We start from the raw sequence: 20,367 nt of genomic DNA on the forward strand, positions 1-20,367 counted from the left end.
GATCTTAACTGTAAACTGTTCACTGTACACTGTCAACTCAATAATGTGGCACAAAAGTGCCACATTATTGTAATATAGCTTTACTTGGTTAATCGCGATACTGAGGTGAGTAAGCTAACAAATCTTAAATTCATGGAGTGATTAGATGTTGAAGATAGGTCATCGTGGTGCTGCGGGGTTGGCCCCTGAAAATACACAGGCTGCTTTTGAGAAGGCAATAGAAGCTGGATTAGATATGATCGAGATAGATGTTCAGTTATCTAAAGATAACGAATTGATCGTTGTTCATGATTATGATCTGAGAAGGATTGCTGAAATTAATAAGAAAGTAAGTGAGTTGAAGTTAAGTGAGCTCAAAATGATTGATATTGGAAGTTGGTTCAGTGAAGAATTTGCTCAAGAGCGAATTTTGACTTTAGCAGAGGTAATTGAACTGGTAAAAGGTCACTTGCAGATTAATATTGAAGTAAAGATGTTCAGAGAAGATCATAACTTGTTAATTAAAAAGCTGGTCAGGTTATTAAAAGAAAAGAATTTTAGTCAAGATGTTATTATTTCTTCCTTTGATCATCAGTTGATTAAATCTTTGAAACGGAGTAAACCTCAGTTGCAAGTGGCAATTTTGGTTGCTTCTGTGCCTGTCGATCCACTTAGATTGATTAGAGAGGCAGATGCTGATGGAATTCATCCTCATTATTTAACTGTAACTGAAGAGTTAGTACAACTTGTTAGGCAAGCAGGTTTTATACTTAATACCTGGACAGTTAATCAGCAAGATGAAATAACTAGATTAAAGAATTTAAATGTTGATGGGATTATGACAGATTATCCTAAGCTATTGAGTTAAAAAGGATGGGGAATAGAATTTCAATCTAGAAAAGGACTATTTGGTGACTAAAGGAAATTATTCTATTAAAAAGTTTGAAAATTGACTGGTTAAGGAGGGAATTTAACTTAATTGTCGAAAATAAGTAGTTACAATCAATTAATAATTATTAATAGGAAGCAGTGAAGTATAATCTGTATTTGGTCATCTGGATTATATGGAGTTAGTGGTGAAACCGTCCTAAGCTCTTATAGTTTATTTAAGGGCTTAGGATTTGTTATCTTTATTAAATCACAAAATAGAGTAGGGTGCTATTATAGAAGGAATCGCTCAAAAATTTTTATTAGCTTGCGGGGGGAAGAGATGATTAAAAAGAAGCGATTAGGTGATATTTTAGTAGATGTAGGATTTATCACTCAGGAGGAGTTGCAGCAAGCTCTGCAGGAACAGAAAGGTAGCGATAAGCGGCTGGGCCAAGTGATGAAAGAGATGGGATTGATCACTGATCAGGATGTAATGGCTATTGATGATATTAGTGTACATACGGGTTGTGAGATAACACCAGTGATTGCTATTGAAGAAGAGATAGAGTATGCTATCAATCAATATTATGGTAATGAAGATGTGGTCAATGAGTTTGTGGAAGATATTAGCTCACGAGTGCAGAGCGAAGAAGGCAAAGAGCTAGAGATCAATAGATTACGCCAGATGGTAGAAGAAGCTCCAGTGGTTAAACTGGTTAACAATATTATCGAAGAGGGGATTCAACTTAAGGCCAGTGATATACATATTGAACCTCAAGAGGAGATAGTCAGAGTCAGATATAGGGTTGATGGAGTCCTTTATAATGAAATGAATGTTCCACGCCATACTCATTCAGCTATAATCTCAAGAATTAAGATTATGGCTGGCTTGGATATTGCTAGCTAAACGCAGGGTACCCCAGGGTGGAAGGGTAGAGTTGGGTTTGGAGAAAAAGGAAGTTGATTTACGAGTTTCAGTGCTGCCTACGATTAAGGGTGAGAAGGTAGTGATTAGGATTTTGGATAAGAGTAGTTTGATGCTTGCTCTGAAACAGTTGGGATTTCTGGAAGAGCAGGAGCAACTCTTTAAAAGATTGATTAATCAGCCTTACGGGATGCTCTTGATTACCGGGCCAACAGGGAGTGGGAAGACTACTACTCTCTATTCAGCTTTGCAGTCTCTAAATAGTACAGAACAGAATATTATTACTGTCGAGGATCCTGTGGAGTATAGATTGGATGGGGTTAATCAGGTGCAGACCAATCCTAAGGCTGGACTTGGTTTTGCTAATGGATTGAGATCGATCTTACGTCAGGATCCAGATATAATTATGGTCGGAGAGATCAGGGATGAGGAGACGGCTGAAATTGCTATTCATGCTGCTTTGACCGGTCATCTAGTTTTGAGCACCTTACATACCAATCAAGCTTCTGGAGCTTTGGCCCGTTTGGTCAATATGGGAGTCGAACCTTTTTTGGTCGCCTCTTCGGTCTTAGGGGTCGTAGCTCAGCGGTTATTAAGGAGACTCTGTGATGAGTGTAAGGTAACTAAGGAGCTGCCTGAAAATTTTGAGCAGAAGTTGGATTCTTTTAAAAATGCATTAGGACGGGAAATGGAGCAAGATGGAGATTCAGAGCTTGAGCGCTTTGGCCCTGAGGGCTGTAGAGTATGTAATCAGACTGGTTATCGAGGGCGGACCGCTATTCATGAACTGTTGGAGGTTGATTCTGAACTGGAGAAGTTAGTAATGCGGAATGCTTCAGCTTCCGAGATTGAAGAGTTGGCCCGGGCTAAGGGACTGATTACTCTAGAAGGGTCAGGACTGGTAAAAGTGGAGCAAGGAATTAGTTCACTGGAAGAGGTAATGCGAGTAACCAAGGTTCAGGTAGAGGAGGGAGGTTAAATGACAAGATTAGATCAGTTGCTAGAGGAAGGAATTAAGTTGGGGGCTTCGGATTTACATTTGACAGTAGGAATAGAGCCTAGGTACAGAATTAATGGGGGACTAAGAAGTAGTAATAACTCGGAGTTAACAGCCGATGAGGCTGAGGTGATGATCAAGAAGATGATGACTGCAGAAGCGGAAGAAGAGTTTGTGGAGCAGGGAGAGGTCGATTTTGCTTATCATTTAGGTGACTATAGATTCAGGGTCAATGCCTTCCAACAGCGAGGTCAGGCTGCGGCTGTGTTGCGAACGATTCCTAATCGGATCTTGAGTTTTAAGGAACTGGGTCTACCTCAGCAACTGAAGGAGTTGGCTTTTAAACCACGAGGAATGTTTCTGGTAACAGAGGTCCTACTGGTAGTGGGAAATCGACTACTTTAGCTGCGATGATCGACTTGATTAATCAGGAATCTGATAAGCATATCATTACCTTAGAAGATCCAATCGAGTATGTCCATCAGCATCAGCGGAGTATAGTTAACCAGCGAGCAGTTGGCAAGGATACCAAGAATTTTACTAATGGATTGCGGGCTGCTCTACGTCAAAATCCTGATGTGATTCTGGTGGGTGAGATGCGTGATCTAGAGACGATTTTCACTGCTATTACGGCTGCTGAGACAGGTCATCTGGTCTTTGCAACTCTGCATACCAATAGTGCTTCTGAAACTATCGAACGGGTAATCGATGTCTTTCCGCCCCATCAACAGACTCAAATCCGAACCCAACTCTCTTTAACTTTAGAAGGGGAGATTACTCGGGAGATGGCATTTAAAAAGGCCAATAATCTTGAGGTTTTACAGAAACTAATCTAAAAAAACAGTGTGAGTGTCAGTGTCGGTGTGAGTCAAAAACCTAACTTCTAAAACCCATATTTAAAAGGGTTAAAGGGGCTGAGCTTGACAGACTACAGACACGAACCACTGACACTTTAAACTGTCAACCGTCAACTGTAAACCGTAAACTAGTAAGAGAGGGGAGGGGATTTCTATTCCACAATTATTTCAATATAAAGCCCGAGATAGTGAGGGAGTACTGACTGAAGGTAGGATAGAGGCTGAAAGTGAGAGTGCAGTGGTGATGCGACTACGCAATCGTGGCTATTATATCACCTCTGTTGAAGAAATCGAGATTGGGGGCGGTGGTCTAAGAGAGCGGTTGCACCAATTTCAAAAGGTGAACTTAAAGGATCTCTCCTTTTTCTGTCGCCAGTTTGCGACCATGATTGATTCTGGACTTACATTAGTCAGATCGCTTAATATTCTTGCTGGACAGGCTAGTAAGCATAAATTGCGAGAGGCGATCAACTCTGTCCGGGAGAATGTGGAAGGAGGAATGGCCCTCTCCGAAGCTTTAGCAGAGGAGGATCAGATCTTTCCCCAGCACTTTATCAGTATGATGGAGGCTGGGGAGGTAGGAGGAGTCTTAGATGAGACGCTAAATGAGATGGCAGATCACTTTGAACGGGAGAATGAACTCAATCAAAAGATCACTTCAGCTCTAGCCTACCCAGTTGTAATTATGTTGGTGGCTATGGGAGTGGTGGCCTTTTTGGTAGGGGTTGTTCTACCTACCTTCGTTGATATGTTTGCTGGTATGGATGTTGATTTACCACTACCGACCAGGATTTTGATGATGCTTACCGGTTTTATCACCAATTATTGGTATTTGATCTTATTAGTAGCAGTAGCTGGAGTTTTTGCTCTGTATCGTTATTATCAGAGTGAAGATGGTAGAAGAAGGATTGATGCTCTGTTATTGAAGACACCTCTACTTGGAGATCTATTGCTCAAGATTTCGGTAACTAGATTCAGTAAGACCCTCTCGATTTTGATCAGTAGCGGGGTTACGATCTTAGAGAGCTTTGAGGTGGTAGCTAAGATCATGACCAATCGGGTGGTAGCAGAGAGGATCATGGAGGCGCGCTAGAGTGTCAGTGAGGGCCAAAGCATTGCTACTTCTTTTATGCAGGATGGCTTATTTCCGACGATGGTACTACAGATGATCAGGGTCGGTGAAGAGACTGGAAATCTGGATGGCATGTTGGGGAAGGTAGCCGATTTTTATGAGCGAGAGGTAGAGTATAAGGTTGATGCTATGATCTCTTTAATTGAGCCGGCTACGATTCTTCTTTTAGGAGTAGTCGTTGGGGGAATCGTAATTTCCGTGATGCTGCCGATGTTCGAGATGATACAAGGATTTTAGAGCAATTTACAATTTACAGTTTACAATGTACAATTAAAAATCAAATTCTTAAATTCAAAGTTATTTAAAAGGTTTCTAATTGTCCATTGTACATTTTGTCAATTGTTCATTGATATGGGAAAGGAGGAGTACTGATGGGGGAAGGTGGGCTAGGGAGGATGGATTTACTTTAATTGAGTTGATTGTGGTCTTAGGAGTCTTGGCTGGAATAGCTGTTCCAAGAATTACTGGAGTCCGAGGTGATGCTGATGATGCTGCTGTTAAAAGTAATTTAAGTTCTATGCAATCTGCTTTGGAGATGCATCATACTATGGATGAGAATAGAGAATATCCTAAAAGTGATACAGAGCTTGAAAATTCTAGTTATATTGGTCCTGATCTTGTAAGTTTATTTGGAGATAATGGTGATGATAATTATGCTTATTTTAGTGACGAGGGAAATGATTATATAATAGTGTATGATTTTGATGGAAACCCTACTAAGATAGAGTATGATTCTGACGGAAAGCTTACTAGTGGTGAAGATAATGATTTTTATATAACTTCTGAAGGGGGAAGTAGTTGGTAATTGAAATATTATAGGGTAATAATGTTAACTATTTTATATAGTGTTTTTTAAAGTTAAATTTTATGAAGAATACTAAGAAATTAATTAATAGGAGCGAGATAAATGTTAAATATATTAATTTTTATTTTCGGACTGCTGATTGGTAGCTTTCTCAATGTTGTCATTTACCGTCTGCCTGCTGGCAAATCAATAGTCTTTCCTCGTTCTCAGTGCAGTCAGTGCCAGAGCAAGCTCGGTGCTAAAGATCTGATTCCTGTGTTCAGTTACTTGCTGTTGGGTGGGCGGTGTCGTTATTGCAACAGCAGATTTTCCTTACAGTATCCAGTGGTGGAGTTCTTGACCGGACTCCTCTTTCTGCTCCTCTATCAGCAGTACTCTTTAGGCTCTCAGTTTCTGGTCTATAGTTTTTTGTTAGCACTCTTAATACCAGCTAGTGTGATTGACTTTAAGCAACAGATTATCCCTAATCAGATCAATTATTTTGGGATTGGGGCTGGACTTATATTCAGTGTATTATTTAATCATATCTCTTTATTTTCATCTCTGCTCGGGATAGTAGCAGCAGGGGGAGTTCTTTTATTACTGGCTGTAGTGAGTGGTGGAATGGGCATGGGTGATGTCAAATTTTTAGCTATGATTGGCAGCTTCCTAGGGCCAAGGTTGGCTCTGTATAGTCTATTTGTTGGCTCACTGCTCGGTTCAGTGGTGTTGTTACCTTTGATGATAGCAGGAATTAAGGATAGAAAGGATCGAATTCCCTTTGGTCCATTGATTACTTTAGGAGCGGTGATGGTGATCTTAGGAGGAGAGCAGATTATTGATTTATATTTGAATCTATTTAGGTTTAATTAGTTAGATTTAGGATTATGTTATCATTAGAAAGCAAAACTTCTTTTTATTCTTGAGGTGGTTAACATTTGTAGCTTGGATTTGGTAATGAAGCAAGGTTTTAAATGATTTTAACTGTAAACTGTCAACTGTACACTGTAAACTATATAGGGGGGGGAGTAAAGCTGATGACTTATAACCAGATTTTTCTAAAGAGGAAGGATTCAGTCTACTCGAGGTGGTCGTCGGGATTGCTATCCTCTCTATTGTTTTAGTACCTGTGCTCAGTTTTTTCAGTAATAGTCTCGGTTTTATAAGTAGGACTGACCAACGGACTCAGGCTTTGAGTTTGGCCCAGCAGACTATGGAGGAGATAAAAGCTCAAGATTTTGAATTATTAAAAGATGACGCGTGGGCAGAAGAAGTAGGTAATTTTAGTTTTTATATAGGTATTGATGTTGAAGAGGAACCAGAAGGTTGGGAAGATATTAAGAAGGTGACTGTTACTGTTTCTTGGGGAGAGGATGATAGTCAAAAGATTGAACTAGTGACCCTGATTACGAAGAGATAAGTAAAAGCAGTGAGCAGTTGACAGTGAATAGAAAAAATCTAAACTTGGAAATCCAATTAGTTTATAGTTTTGATTATTGATTCTTTTAGTTTTTTTGATTTTGATATTTTGAATTTAATTGTGCATTGTAAATTGTACACTAAAACGGGGGGAGCAGAGAAATTTAGTTACCTGTGAAGCACTGTAGTAATAGGCTTAAATTTAGCTGAGAAAGCACTAGTAAATAAGAAGGGAGTGGTGAGATGGAACTAATCAATAAAGTTAAAGATTTATTTCAAAACAACATAGCAAATCTTTTCCAAAATAACATCTCAAGCTTGCTCAATAAAAAGACGATCGGTCTTGATATTGGTTCTAATTTGATCAAGATTGTCAGTGCTGAGCTACATGACGAAGAAATTGTACTTAAAAACTTGGCTGTGCAGAGAGACCCCTCCCGAGGCAGTAGAAGAGGGGAAATTAGCCGATCTGGATGCTCGAAGTATTAAGATAGAGGAACTGTTGATTGCTAATGGCTTCGAAGCTACCCATGTAGTGACTGCTATCAGTGGGGAAGAGCTGATTATCAGAATGGTGGAAATCCCTGCTATGCCCAAAGAGGAGTTACCAGAGGCAGTTAAATGGGAGGCTCAAGAGCAACTTCCAATGTCTTTAGAGAATGTGGTTTTAGACTATGAAATTATTAACCGTAAGGAAAATGGTAGCTACGAAATGATGTTGGTAGCTGTTGATCGGGGTATTATAGATGATTACTTGGAACTCTTTGAGAAGTTAGATTTAAAGGTTTTAGTGATAGAGATAGAACCATTAGCTTTAATCAGAGCGCTTGAACACCTCTACCCGGGCCAAACTTTAGCCATTATAGATCTGGGTGCTGCGACTGCCGATATTTCAATCTGTAGCCAGGACCAACTTTTATTTACTCGGACTATCAGTGTAGGTGGAAATGATATTACCGAAGAGGTAGCTGACAATAATGAGCTGGAATTGGAAGAAGCGGAAGAGTATAAGCAAAATCATAATCTTTTTGAAGAAGATTTAGGCTTAATTATCAGAAATTTGACCACTACTATTTATCGCTCTCTAGATTACTTTCAGGTTGAATTTAAGAGTTATAATATCGAGCAGGTAGTCTTAACTGAGGGCGGAAGTAGGTTGATAGGCTTTGATGAACATTTAAGTGAGGAGTTTGGAATAGAGGTTAGCAAACTAGAATTATTGGATTCTTTAAGAGTTAAAACAGAGAATAGTAGAGGACTAGCTGTAAATCAATTATTAGGAGTCAGTGTTGGTCTTGCTTTAAGGGGTGTAATAGGCGATGATTAATCTATTACCACCTGAGTATTTAGAGGAGCAGGCGATTGATTGGGTGAAGATTATAACTGGTAGTTTAGTAGTAGTTATTCTTTTAGTAGTTTTTGTTACATCTGTACGATTGGTCTTACATAATAGAGAGCAACGAAGGAAGTTAGAGATATTAGAAAGAAAGTTGACTCAGGTACAAGCTGAATTGGAGGATTTACCAGCTTTGGAGTCTGAAAAAAAGGAGTTAGAAAGTAGGTTCAAAAGTAGGGCTGAGATAATAGAGCAACAGGTAGATTGGTTAGCTGTGATGAAAGAGTTAGAGTTATTACTGCCCAAGGGGGCTTGGATTGAGGAACTCAATATTTGTTCACAAAGAGAGTTTAATCTTGATGGTTATGTCTTAAGACCCCAAGTTAGGAGATTGATTGAAAGATTAAATTCGTCACCTAATTTTAGTGATTTAGAGGTTGATTATGCTGAACAGAGGGATATTAGTTATTTAGGCTATCAAGAGGATAAAGCTACATTTTTTCAGTTGAGTGGTAGTATAATCAGAAGCCAGGTGTTCGATGATGGAAATTAGAGAATTGACTACTAGAGAGAAGAAGTTGTTGATTATTCTTATGGTAGTATCTATTGTAGCGGGAACTTATCACTTCTTTTATGCACCTCAGTGGGAAGAGAGGGCTGAATTAGAAGCTAAACTTGAAGAGAGTCTACAGGATTTGGAATTGAGTAGTTTTGAACTGCGTCAAGTCAGGCTCTTAAGGGAAGAAATAGAGCAATTAGAGGGGTTGCAGGGAGAGGGAGTAAAGTTTTTAGAGGTAGGAGAAAGAAATAGAGTGATTGTAGATTTAGATGAAGCAGCCTTAGCAGCAGGAGCGGAATTATTGAGTATCAGTCCAGCTGTTAATCGTGAAGAGGAGGAGTATATCCAGTATCCAATCAATTTAGTCTTGAATGGCGATTATAGTAATTTGTTGGACTTTATCAAAGAGGTATCCAGTTTTGATTATTTGGTTCAGATTAATAATTTAGATATTTCTTCATTAGCTGCTTTGAGTAGAGAGCTCAACTTTGAAATTGAGATACTAGGTTATGCTTTCAAAGGAGAGGGGGATTGAGTTGATTATTAAATTTAAAGAGCTTTTTAGCTCAGTTAAGTTAAATTTGTTCTTGTTTTTTTCTTTGTTCTCTTCTTCTTTGCCAGTGGTGCTATCCTATCTTATCGTTTTTTAAGTGGCAATTTTTTCAATTAGGATTTAGTTGAGGAGGAGAAGAAAGAATTGCTAGAAAAGGAAGAGAAACTAGAGGAGTTGGAAGAAGAACAGGAAGATAGGTTGCTCAAGATAAAAGAGGTTGAAGATTCTACTGAAGAGGTGGAATGTTTTGAGCAAGAGATAGTTGAGTCTATCTATGCAGTCCAGGTTGCTGCCTATAACAAGAATGATGATATCTACAAGTCGAAAATGATTAAAAAGCTGGAAGAGCAGGGCTATTCGGTTTATATTATTCCTTATCTGGAGCTTGATTTAATCCATGTTGGCTCCTCAACAGAGTTGAGTCAAGCACAAAGTTTAGTTAGGAAGTTAGATGAGGATGGTTTTCCATTTGTTTTAGAGTTATTCTCAGAAGAAGAATATTTGGAATTGAAAGAAGTTAATAATTAAAAGCTAAAAAAAGGCTCAGATCATTTTTAAATGGTCTGGGTCTTTTTTATTTTATTTATTAAGTTAATATGGAAAATAAACATATTTTTTCCAGTTAGATCATATTTTAAGACTAAAAGGGAGTAAATAATGATAGGAGGGATGACAATCAAAGTCAATAAAAGATTGCTCTATCTAGTAATGTTGATCATTTATTTTGGAACTATGAATCTTTCCCCTGTAATTAGAGCAGATGAAGTTAATCTAGAGGAGATAGATGGTATTAATCTAGATTTTAAAGAAGCAGAAATACAAGATGTTTTTAGAACTGTAACTGAGTTATCTGGTGTTAATTTAATAGTTGATAGTGCTGTCCAAGGAAGAACAACTTTGACTTTGCGAGATCTTTCTTTACTAGAAGTTATAGAGCTAATAACTTCTACCCATAATTTAGAATATAAAGTTGTTGATGGGACAGTGGTTATCTTTCCTACTGGGAAGTTACAAGTAAAATTTGATCAGCAAGTTACGGAGGTATTTCAATTGAAAAACTCAGAACCTGAGCAATTAAAGGAAAGTTTAAGTTCGATAATCGATGATAGTAAGATTGTAATCGATCAGCGAACTAATAGTTTGGTGATCACTACTTATCAAAGTAATTTAGAAAAAATAGAGAGGTTGATTACAAAATTGGACTTGGCTAAAGAACAAGTAGCTTTGGAGGTTAAGTTAGTGGAAATTTCTTATAATAAGAAGGATAGCTTAGGGATTGATTGGCAATTCAGTGATGTTAAGTTTGATGATTCTGGAAATAATGGAACAGGGTTTAAAATAGGAAACAGTATTTTTAATTATAATGCAATCTTGAGTTTATTAGAATCACAAGAAGAAGCATCTATTTTAGCAAGTCCACAACTCGCTACTTTAGATGGGGAAGAAGCAACAATCAAGATAGGTGATCGAGAACCAATAACAAGAAGTGTAGGTGAGGGGGAAATTGAGGTAGAATTTATAGATGTTGGAATCAGTCTACAAATGACCCCTCGTATAACTGCTCAAGATCAAATATTGATTGGATTGAATCCTGAGGTAAGTGCAGTAACAGGAACGGGTCAGAACAATGATTATCCGGTGATCAGTACCAGAGAAGTTGAAACTCAAATTCGAGTAGCTGATGAAGAAACGATAGCAATTGCTGGTTTGATTAAAGATGAGGAGATCAAAAATAGATCTAAGGTTCCAATCTTAGGAGATATCCCCTTGTTACGGTATTTATTTAGTAGAGAGACGGTTGATCTACAGAAGACGGAATTGATAATCTTTATTACCCCTCAGATTATGACTGATGATTCTCAAGGAAGAATTAGTTCAGCTGTTGTAGAGGAATTTATAGGTGAAAAAAATTCAGAGGATAATAAAGAATAAAAAAAGGTATTTTATGCTAAAATATTCAACTGTTAAAGAGGGGTGGTACAATATTGAGTTGACAGTGGATAGAAAAAATCTAAGAGCGGATTTTTTCATCACGAAGGGTTCAAAGAACCTGAAGGGAGAAGTAAGAAACAAATTTACAATTTACAATGTACAATGTATAGTTAAAAACCAAGTGATAGAGAGTAATAAAAAATCTAAGAGCGGATTTTTTCATCACGAAGGGTTCAAAGAAGCCTAGAGATAAGATCAAGTTCTTTGAAAAGCATTATGGCAACAAGCTTTGATTGATTTTGATTATAAGGTTTAAGGGTTTTAATGGTCAATTATCAATCGTACATTGTAAATTGAACTTACTGCTTACTGATCATTGATTACCGATTACTATTTGGAGGGGATAGAATGGAGCAGTTTGGAAAGGTTTCATTATTCGATATGGTTTTATCTCTATCAGATGCAATAGATTTAGTCAGTCCTATTGTAAATGGACATCATAAACGGGTAGCATATATAGCTTCTAGTATAGCTTTAGAATTAGGATTAGCTGAAAAGAAGCAGAGAAATCTAATTATAGCAGGTGCTTTACATGATGTTGGAGCATTTTCTTTACAAGAAAGAATCAATGCTTTAAATTTTGATCTAGGTCCTGCTGCCTTTAAGCATGCTGAAATAGGTTACAATCTTATTGGAAGCTTTGGCCCGTTTAAAGAGGTAGCAGAAATGATACGTTATCATCATTTAGATTGGGCAGGTGGGGCTGGAGAGAGTTTTGAGGGTGATCCAGTCCTAATTGAGAGCCATATTCTTCACTTGGCAGATCGAATTGATGTTCTGATTGAGAATAAAGTAGAGATATTAGAGCAGAGTGAAAGGATTATCACTAAGATCAATGAAGAAGCAGGGGCTAAATTTATACCTCAACTTGTTGAAGTTATTAATGGTTTGGCTGTTAAGGAAAGCTTCTGGTTTGATATTGATTCGCCTTTATTGACTAGAATTTTAGCTGAAAGAGTAAAGGGAGACGGGGATAGATTAAGGTTGAATTTTGATGATTTATATGACTTAACTAAAATGTTCAGGCAGATAATAGATTTTAGAAGTCAATTTACTGCTACCCATTCTAGAGGAGTAGCAAACAGTGGAAGGATCTTAGGCGAGTTACTAGAATTTTCTAAACAAAAATGCCAGATGTTAGAGATTGCAGGTTATCTTCATGACTTAGGAAAGCTTGCTGTGCCGGTAGAGATTTTGAATAAACCGGGGAAATTGACCAAAAAGGAGTTTTATCAGATTAAAAAGCATCCTTTTTATACTTATCGTGTTTTAGAGAGGATTGATGGTTTAAAAGAGATTAATAGGTGGGCTGCATTCCATCATGAAAAGCTCGATGGAAGAGGTTATCCTTTCCGCCATCAGGGTCAACAAATTCCTTTAGGTGCAAAAATAATAGCTGTTAGTGATGTCTTTACAGCTATTACAGAAGATAGACCTTATCGCCAAGGAATGGATAAGGCCCAAGTTATAGATATTTTAGAGGATTTAGTAGAGGATTCAGCTTTAGATTTAGATATAGTTACAACTTTAATTGAAAATTATAATCTAATAAATACTGCTCGCCAGAAGGTTCAAGCCCAGGAAACGAAAGAGTATAATCAGATTTGGAAGCAGATCAATTAATCTTAAGCTGAATCTAGATTAAAGCTCCTGTTTTTTTCTAATAATTTTTCAAATTCAGTGGCAGGTACAGGTTTGCTAAATAGATATCCTTGTGCCTCATCACAATTATAATCTTTAGCTAAATTAAATTGTTGTACAGTCTCAATTCCTTCAGCTACAGTTTTAATATTTAACTTTTTAGCCATAGCTATAATTGCAGAAACGATAGCACTCTTTTCCTCTTTACAAGAGATATCTTTGATAAAAGAACGATCTATTTTGAGTATATCTATTGGAAATTTAGTTAAGTAACTTAAAGAGGAATAACCTGTACCAAAATCATCGAGCAAGACTGTGATTCCCATAATTTTAAATTTTTCTAAGATAGAGCTGGTTAAAGGAATATTCTGCATAGCGATACTTTCTGTAATTTCAATTCCTAATAAATTAGGTTCTAGATTTGTAGAGGTAAGTATCTTTTTTACTGTCTTTTCTAAATCAGGCTTATGTAATTGCTGGGCTGAAAGGTTAACTGAAATTTTAATTGGATCATATCCCGCTTCAATCCAGTGAGTGATCTGTTGACAAGCATTCCTCAAAACATGATTGCCTAAAGGAACAATCAATCCTGTCTCTTCAGCTAAAGGGATAAATTTACCTGGTGAAATTAGACCACGCTGTGGATGATTCCAGCGAACTAATGCTTCTGCTTTAGTAATCTTTCCAGTTTTAAAATCTACAATCGGTTGATAATAGACTTCTAATTGATTATTTTGAATTGCTTTTCTTAAGTTCCGTTCAATAAATAACTTTTCATTGACTTTGTGATTCATATTAACATCATATAATTCAAAGCGATTGCCTCTAATTTCTTTAGCACGATAGACTGCTATATCTGCATGTTTCAATAACTCCTCTGCTGTTTTACCATCAGAAGGATAAAAAGCAATACCTATGCTAGCTGTCAAATTAAACTCCTTGCCATTAACCGTAAAAGAATCTTCAAAGAGTTCTAAGATTTGATTAGCAATTACTTTGATCTCTTTGTTTGGGTTTTCAATTTCAGTTAATAGACCTATAAATTCATCCCCGCCCATTCGAGCAATTGTATCTCTTTCTTTTAAGAGCATTTGGAGTTTATGTCCTACTTTTTTTAGAATTAAATCTCCAACCTTATGACCGTGGATACTATTAATCAGTTTGAAACGATCGATATCAAGAAAGATTACCGCAAATTTTTTGTTGCTATCTGTTGCATATTCAACTTCTCTCTTAAATTGTTGATTGAAATATTTGCGGTTGGGCAGACCTGTTATGTAATCATGGTAATCTTGATATGTTAAAGATTTTTTAGTTTTCTCTAGCTTTGTTACATCTATTCCTACAGCTAAAATAGACTCTTCTTTCTGCTTAGGACTTTTAATTTTAGAAAAAGTCCAGGAAATAAAATATTCTTGAGTATTATAATCTTTATTTTCCTTACAATTAACTTCGGTTATGAAAGGAGATTTTTTTTGCTTATTTTTATTCAAGATCTCTAAAAAGATATTTTGTAACTCTGTTCTATCTGTATTATTTTTAAGGAATTTAAAGAAATTTTCACCAATGACTTCTTTGGCTCGGTAACCTGTCAGCATTTCTGAATTTTTATTGAATGAAGTAATATTATAATCTTTATCTAAAGTAATTATTAATGAGTTGGTAGTATTGATGATTTTTTGTTGGAAATTTTGTTTAAGTATTAGTTCTTGCTGAATTTTATTGTGTTTTGAATATAAAATAACTAAAATTATAGTAATTATTATCAATGTTATAATTAGCAATTAAGTTTCCTCCTTATATATAGTCTTCTTACTGAAATTAGAAGCGTTAACTTATCCGTGGCACTTTGTGCCATAGTATAATGTACAGTAATATCCAGTGGTAGAATGATATCAGTGTCCATAAAAATTAAGGGTTAAAATACTATAAAGACTAGAGAAGTTGATTCTAAATCTACATTGTTTAATTCTATATTAAGATTAATTTTCCTTTAATAAATTAATAAACATTTAAAACTAAAATTTTCTATAAGTACTGAGAAAGTTATTAAAGTTGAGTTAAAATTAAAGAAGAAATTTATCCGCGTAACTTAAGGCGATTTTCTGGATTATAGAGGTTTGAAGTGCAGGAAAAATAGTTTTAGTCTAGAAAGATGAGGTTGTTGAAGTACGTGAGTATTGTAATTTACACGGATTATGGAAAGCTTAGTTAAAAGTTGATGATTATTTAAAATAGATAAAGGGAAATTTATATGTCAAAGTTAAAAGGAACTGCAACTGAGAAAAATTTATTAAGGTAAAGAATTTCCTCAAACTTCCCCTTCTTGTGATTAGCCATAGAGTTATTTTGAATTGAAGGAACAGAATTATTAATTGCTCTTTAGAGTTGACCCCTACAATTACGTTGGAGGGGCCAACAATTTTAGCTTAGGATTGAGCCATATTACGGCATTCAGTAGCACATTGGCGGCATAGTTTCGCACAAGGTTGGCAGTGGGGATCATCAAATTTTTCACATTCTGTAGCACAGGCATTACAGATATCAGCACATAAGTTAGCGATTTCGGTAGCAAAGTCGCTATTTCTAGTCATAAACTTGGTAGTTAAAGCACAGATATCTGCACAATCTCTGAGTAGTTCGATACATCTGATACGTTGATCGACATCAATAGCATTTAAACAGGCATCAAGGCAAAATTCACATTCATTCAAGCATTTAGTAGTCAGTTCAATACAAGTCCGGTATTTGTCCATATGGGTTGTCATAGTCATATGTATTCCTCCTTTTAGTTTATTATTGAGTTATATCGATTAAAATATGCTTACAAAATAGTGTAACTTCAATTGATAATTGATAGTTTAAAATTGATAGTTAAAACCCAAAACCTACCCCTTCTTTTAAAGACTTTATAACTAAGAACTACTATGTTTTTAATGTTTTATGGTTTTCTAACTATCCTTACGGGTCTTTATTAAGACCCTCCATGAAATCCACAAAAATCGTATCCAGTATCCATTATCAATTATAAACTGAAGTATATATCAATTAAGTTAAAAAGTCTTGACATAATGTTTGTCGTATGGTAATCTATAACCACAACATACCCCCTAGGGGTAAAAAGGTATTGGATTTACTAGCTGGGAGAATAATATAATGAGGAATAATTAGAGGAGGGATGACAGATGAGTTCTACAGGACAGATAAAGAGTGATCAAATAAAGAAGATCACTTTAAAGGTTTCAGGAATGACTTGTACTAGTTGTTCGCAGCGTGTAGAGAAAGCTTTACAACAGAAAGAAGGAATAGAGTCAGCACAGGTTAATTTTGCTGTCGAGAAAGCTTATATTGAATATAATCCGACAGAAATTGAGCTTGAGCAGGTTCTTGGATTGATCGATCAGGCAGGGTATAAAGCTGAGTTGATGGATGCTCAGCAGAAGAAGTTGAGCTTACAGCTAGCAGGGATGACCTGTACAGCTTGTGCACAGCGAGTAGAAAAGAGCTTAAATCAGTTGGCTGGGGCCAAAGAGGTCAATGTGAATTTCACTATGGAAAAAGCTACGATTAAATATGATCCTAGTCAACTGAAGATAGAAGAAATTAAGAAGACGATCGAAGAAGCAGGATATGAAGTGGTTGATCAAGAGAGAGAAGAAGTAGATCAGGAGCAGAAGAAAGTAGATCAAGCATTTAAAAAGATGGTGTCTGCTTTATCTTTTGCTATTCCAATCAAGATTTTAATGTTGGTTCATATGTTTATCATAGAGATTCCTTATTACTTTACGATTATTACAATTTTAGGATTTGCTCCGATAGTAATTGTTGGATGGGAGACCCATAAGGCAAGTTTTAAAGCGTTTAAAAATCTAAGTCCTAATATGGATACACTTGTTACTTTAGGTTCTATTATACCTTATATTTTAAACTTTTTAGCTTTTTGGTTACCGATGGGTTCTTTTGTGGAGATGGCAGCTTGGATTATGACGCTTCACTTAGTAGGGAGATATCTAGAAGCTAAAGCCAAAGGTAAAGCATCAGAGGCAATTAAGAAGTTATTAGAGATGGAAGCTAAGGAAGCAAGAATAATTGTCGATGGGACAGAAAAAGAGATACCAATTGAAGAGCTTCAAGAGGGCGATATAATGTTAATCAAGCCTGGTGAGAAGATTCCGACTGATGGTGTAGTAGTTGATGGACAGAGTACCGTTGATGAATCGATGGCGACTGGAGAATCCTTACCTGTAGAAAGGAAGGAAGGGGATGAAGTAATCGGCTCTACTATTAATAAGCAAGGAATGTTAAAGGTTAAAGCAACTAAGGTAGGCAAGGATACCTTCTTCTCTCAAGTAATTAAGATGGTTGAAGAGTGTCAAGGTTCTAAGGTTCCGATTCAAGAATTTGCAGATAGGATAACCGGCTATTTTGTGCCAGGGGTATTAGTACTTGCTACTTTGGCTTTTATTTCTTGGATGGTCTTTCCTGAATTTCATCGGGGAGTTTTAGTAATATTTAATTTGCCATGGACTTTTCCTGATTTATCTACCTTAGCTTTAGCAATTTTAGCTACGATTTCGGTCTTAGTTATTTCTTGTCCCTGTGCATTGGGTCTAGCTACGCCGACAGCAATTATGGTTGGTAGTGGTCTAGGAGCTCAAAATGGAGTTTTGATTAGAAAAGGTGAAGCAATTCAGACGATTAAGGATACAAAGATTATTGCTTTTGATAAGACCGGAACGATTACGAAAGGTACTCCAGAAGTTACTGATATATTGAACTTTAATGATTATAGTCAACAGGATGTATTATTCTATGCTGGAAGTATAGAGCTTGCTTCCGAACATCCATTAGGGCAAGCAATTGTCGAGGGAGCCAAAGCAGAAGGTCTTGAGTTACAAGAAGCAACAGAATTTTCTTCAATTACTGGAAAAGGTGTTAGAGGATTAGTAGCTGATCAAGAAGTCTTAATTGGTAATCGAAGATTGATGGATGAAAATAATATAGAGCATGCTGACCACCAATCAGAATTAGAGAGATTGGAGAAGGAAGCTAAAACAGCTATGTTGTTGGCCGTTGATGGAAAGTTAGCTGGGATTATAGCTGTAGCTGATACAATCAAGGAAGACTCTATTCAAGCAATTGCTGAGATTGAAAAGATGGGAATTAAGACAGCAATGATTACAGGAGATAATCAGAGGACTGCTGAAGCAATTGCTGATAAAGTATGTATCAGTAGGGTCTTAGCTGAGGTATTACCAGAAGGTAAAGTAGATGAAGTAGAACAATTACAATTAGAATATGATACAGTAGCTATGGTCGGGGATGGAATTAATGATGCTCCAGCCTTAAAGCAAGCAAATGTTGGGATAGCTATTGGAACGGGAACAGATATTGCGATTGAAGCAGCAGATATTACCCTTGTTCGTGGAGATTTGAGTGCTGTAATTTCAGGTATTAAATTATCTAATGCTACCTTCAAAAAGATTAAGCAGAATTATTTCTGGGCGTGGTTCTATAATGCACTAGCTATTCCTGCAGCCTTTATGGGATTGATTCACCCGATGATTGGTGCTGCAGCAATGGCTACCAGTTCAATTAATGTAGTTTTGAACTCTACACGATTGAAAAAAGCTAATATTAAGCCATCTTATAGAAAGTAATCAACAAGCAAGTAATCGACCTAAATTAGGGTGGGTTTACTTGTTGTTTAGAGGTTGTGGATAACTCTTTAACTTTACTGTTTTTAAGAAAAAAGAAGGTAAAATAGTGGAATTACTAGAAGATATGAGAATAAGTAAGTAGATTAATATTAGGAATTTTAATTGAATGTGATTTAGAAATTCAACAAGAGAATGGGATGATTGATGATATGTTTGAAATCATCGAATCATTAATCCAGATTGATCAATTCATGGAAAACATTAGCAGTGACAAGGAGGTAATGATAACTTTGTTAGTTTAGGAAATAGTATAAGTAAAGTTGCAGGTCAAGTAGGAAGGTTAAATAAGAAAGTAACAGTTGATGAAAGGATGATTATTAATGGAGAAAATACCAACTGAAGAATTAGCTACAAGAATTAAAAAGTTGCAAAATAAATTAAAGCATAAACAGATTGATTTAGCTATAATTATTGATAATATAAACCTCTATTATTTGAGTGGTACAATTCAGGCTGAATATCTATGTGTTCCCCAACAGGGCGAACCGGTATTATTGGTCAGAAATGGAGTAGAACGGGCCAAGGCTGAGAGTAATTTGAAAAATATAGTTAAGTTTGGACGTTCTAAGGAGATTCCGGAGCAGCTTAATCAATTTGGAAGTGGAACTCCGTCCAACCTAGGGTTAGAAGTCGATGTTGTAGCTTATCAAGATGTACTTAAGTTAGAGAAGATTTTTGGGGTTGACAAGGTGAGCGGAGTTACAGGCTTGCTTAGAGAGTTAAGGATGATTAAATCTGATTATGAGCTACAATTTGTTCATCAATCTGCTGCTCAACTGGAATTGCTTCCTGATCTGATCAAGGAATATTTAACGGAAGGAATTAGTGAACTAGAATTATCTGCACTTATCGAGGCTAAATTGCGAAAGAATGGTCATGTTGGTTTGGTTGAGATGAGAGGTTTAAATAATAAGATTACGATAGGGATTTGTGCAGCAGGAAAGAATGCTTTGCAACCTGTTAAAACGGATGCTTTAGCAGGAGGGAGTGGGATGTATCCGGGCATAGGGATTGGCCCGACTGAGAAAAAGATTGCTGCTGGAGAGTTGGTTCTTTTTGATTATGTTAGTAACTATAAGGGTTATCATCTCGATCAGACTAGACTGGCAATGATTGGTCAACCATCCGCTAAAGTGAAAGAGTTATATCAGAAGATGGTTAAATTTCAATTGGAGTTGAAAAATTATTTAACTGCTGATCATAGTTGGGCAGATATCTATCAGCAGAGTCTGAAATTAGCAGAAAAGTTAGAGGTTAGTGACTATTATTTAGGTTTTGGAGATAATCAGGTCAAGTTTGTGGGGCATGGAGTCGGATTAGAATTGAATGAATTTCCATTTTTGGCCCCTGGTTTTGATGCCAAACTACAACCCGGAATGATAATTGCTTTAGAGCCTAAGCTGTTGGTACCTGAGATAGGTTTAATTGGAATAGAGAATAGTTATTTGATAACTGAAGGGGAAGCAGAGTGTTTGACTACAGCTAGTGAGGAGTTAATTATTGTTTGATAGTCATTTAATTTTGACGTGAAGTTTTATTACAATTATGGTGTGATCTGTTGCGATATGAAAAGTATCGCCTAGTATTGTGAAGACAATCTACA

General features: G+C 36.5%; 18 protein-coding genes, 3 pseudogenes and 1 riboswitch. Of the genes and pseudogenes, 19 read left to right on the plus strand and 2 right to left on the minus strand.

The genetic code is table 11. The features are described 5' to 3' along the window. Window positions 1–145 precede the first annotated feature (145 nt). The 16 genes and pseudogenes from MWH25_RS09450 (at window position 146) to MWH25_RS09520 (ending at window position 13,026) form a co-directional block, all read left to right on the plus strand. Window positions 146–847 carry a glycerophosphodiester phosphodiesterase gene (locus MWH25_RS09450; protein WP_248627408.1) on the plus strand — a complete coding sequence of 234 codons (702 nt, stop codon included), beginning with the start codon at window positions 146–148 and terminating at the stop codon, window positions 845–847. 145 nt (window positions 848–992) lie between these two features. After that, a riboswitch (cyclic di-GMP riboswitch) is annotated at window positions 993–1,076 on the plus strand. A gap of 113 nt (window positions 1,077–1,189) precedes the next feature. Further along, window positions 1,190–1,756 carry a GspE/PulE family protein gene (locus MWH25_RS13060; RefSeq protein WP_345947250.1) on the plus strand — a complete coding sequence of 189 codons (567 nt, stop codon included), beginning with the start codon at window positions 1,190–1,192 and terminating at the stop codon, window positions 1,754–1,756. Further along, window positions 1,746–2,753, plus strand: a complete 1,008-nt coding sequence (locus tag MWH25_RS13065; protein WP_345947251.1) for a GspE/PulE family protein — start codon at window positions 1,746–1,748, stop codon at window positions 2,751–2,753. The genes MWH25_RS13060 and MWH25_RS13065 overlap by 11 nt, the downstream gene beginning before the upstream one ends. After that, the gene (locus MWH25_RS09460) at window positions 2,754–3,176 is read left to right on the plus strand and encodes a hypothetical protein (RefSeq protein WP_248627409.1); all 423 of its coding nucleotides are present in this window, start codon (window positions 2,754–2,756) and stop codon (window positions 3,174–3,176) included. Window positions 3,177–3,181: 5 nt separating this feature from the next. Next, window positions 3,182–3,607, plus strand: a complete 426-nt coding sequence (locus tag MWH25_RS09465; RefSeq protein ID WP_248627410.1) for a type IV pilus twitching motility protein PilT — start codon at window positions 3,182–3,184, stop codon at window positions 3,605–3,607. Between the two features lie 265 nt (window positions 3,608–3,872). Further along, window positions 3,873–4,721, plus strand: a complete 849-nt coding sequence (locus MWH25_RS09470; RefSeq protein WP_248627425.1) for a type II secretion system F family protein — start codon at window positions 3,873–3,875, stop codon at window positions 4,719–4,721. Window positions 4,722–4,736: 15 nt separating this feature from the next. Further along, window positions 4,737–4,997: pseudogene (locus MWH25_RS09475) on the plus strand (type II secretion system F family protein); the annotation flags it as partial. A 79-nt stretch (window positions 4,998–5,076) separates the two neighbouring features. Further along, window positions 5,077–5,565, plus strand: a complete 489-nt coding sequence (locus MWH25_RS09480; protein WP_248627412.1) for a type II secretion system protein — start codon at window positions 5,077–5,079, stop codon at window positions 5,563–5,565. A 102-nt stretch (window positions 5,566–5,667) separates the two neighbouring features. Further along, a complete protein-coding gene (locus MWH25_RS09485) occupies window positions 5,668–6,417 on the plus strand; it encodes a prepilin peptidase (RefSeq protein ID WP_248627413.1) in 750 nt (249 codons plus the stop codon). A gap of 193 nt (window positions 6,418–6,610) precedes the next feature. After that, a pseudogene (locus MWH25_RS09490) lies at window positions 6,611–6,964 on the plus strand (type IV pilus modification PilV family protein); the annotation flags it as partial. A 387-nt stretch (window positions 6,965–7,351) separates the two neighbouring features. After that, window positions 7,352–8,290 carry a type IV pilus assembly protein PilM gene (gene pilM / locus MWH25_RS09495; protein ID WP_248627415.1) on the plus strand — a complete coding sequence of 313 codons (939 nt, stop codon included), beginning with the start codon at window positions 7,352–7,354 and terminating at the stop codon, window positions 8,288–8,290. Beyond that, complete coding sequence (locus MWH25_RS09500; RefSeq protein WP_248627416.1) at window positions 8,283–8,852, plus strand: PilN domain-containing protein; 570 nt, start codon at window positions 8,283–8,285, stop codon at window positions 8,850–8,852. The genes pilM and MWH25_RS09500 overlap by 8 nt, the downstream gene beginning before the upstream one ends. Further along, complete coding sequence (locus MWH25_RS09505; protein WP_248627417.1) at window positions 8,842–9,393, plus strand: type IV pilus inner membrane component PilO; 552 nt, start codon at window positions 8,842–8,844, stop codon at window positions 9,391–9,393. The genes MWH25_RS09500 and MWH25_RS09505 overlap by 11 nt, the downstream gene beginning before the upstream one ends. A 162-nt stretch (window positions 9,394–9,555) precedes the next feature. Continuing rightward, entirely contained in the window at window positions 9,556–9,939 is a 384-nt protein-coding gene (locus tag MWH25_RS09510) for an SPOR domain-containing protein (RefSeq protein ID WP_248627418.1), read from the plus strand. A 141-nt stretch (window positions 9,940–10,080) separates the two neighbouring features. After that, window positions 10,081–11,343 carry a type II secretion system protein GspD gene (locus tag MWH25_RS09515; protein ID WP_248627419.1) on the plus strand — a complete coding sequence of 421 codons (1,263 nt, stop codon included), beginning with the start codon at window positions 10,081–10,083 and terminating at the stop codon, window positions 11,341–11,343. 408 nt (window positions 11,344–11,751) lie between these two features. After that, complete coding sequence (locus MWH25_RS09520; RefSeq protein ID WP_248627420.1) at window positions 11,752–13,026, plus strand: HD-GYP domain-containing protein; 1,275 nt, start codon at window positions 11,752–11,754, stop codon at window positions 13,024–13,026. Window positions 13,027–13,028: 2 nt separating this feature from the next. On the opposite strand, the gene MWH25_RS09525 is transcribed toward MWH25_RS09520, so the two are convergent. Beyond that, window positions 13,029–14,828, minus strand: a complete 1,800-nt coding sequence (locus MWH25_RS09525; RefSeq protein ID WP_248627421.1) for a sensor domain-containing protein — start codon at window positions 14,826–14,828, stop codon at window positions 13,029–13,031. 370 nt (window positions 14,829–15,198) lie between these two features. On the opposite strand from MWH25_RS09525, the pseudogene MWH25_RS13195 reads away from it, so the two are divergent. Continuing rightward, window positions 15,199–15,255: pseudogene (locus MWH25_RS13195) on the plus strand (desulfoferrodoxin family protein); the annotation flags it as partial. Between the two features lie 218 nt (window positions 15,256–15,473). On the opposite strand, the gene MWH25_RS09530 reads toward MWH25_RS13195, so the two are convergent. Continuing rightward, complete coding sequence (locus tag MWH25_RS09530) at window positions 15,474–15,818, minus strand: four-helix bundle copper-binding protein (protein ID WP_248627422.1); 345 nt, start codon at window positions 15,816–15,818, stop codon at window positions 15,474–15,476. 411 nt (window positions 15,819–16,229) lie between these two features. Here MWH25_RS09530 and MWH25_RS09535 point away from each other — a divergent pair, with 411 nt between their 5' ends. Next, the gene (locus MWH25_RS09535) at window positions 16,230–18,704 is read left to right on the plus strand and encodes a heavy metal translocating P-type ATPase (RefSeq protein WP_248627423.1); all 2,475 of its coding nucleotides are present in this window, start codon (window positions 16,230–16,232) and stop codon (window positions 18,702–18,704) included. Window positions 18,705–19,084: 380 nt separating this feature from the next. Then, window positions 19,085–20,272 carry a M24 family metallopeptidase gene (locus MWH25_RS09540; protein ID WP_248627424.1) on the plus strand — a complete coding sequence of 396 codons (1,188 nt, stop codon included), beginning with the start codon at window positions 19,085–19,087 and terminating at the stop codon, window positions 20,270–20,272. The last annotated feature ends 95 nt before the right edge of the window (window positions 20,273–20,367 follow it).

Origin of the sequence: Natroniella acetigena (assembly GCF_023227745.1) — a bacterium.
GTDB lineage: Bacteria > Bacillota > Halanaerobiia > Halobacteroidales > Halobacteroidaceae > Natroniella > Natroniella acetigena.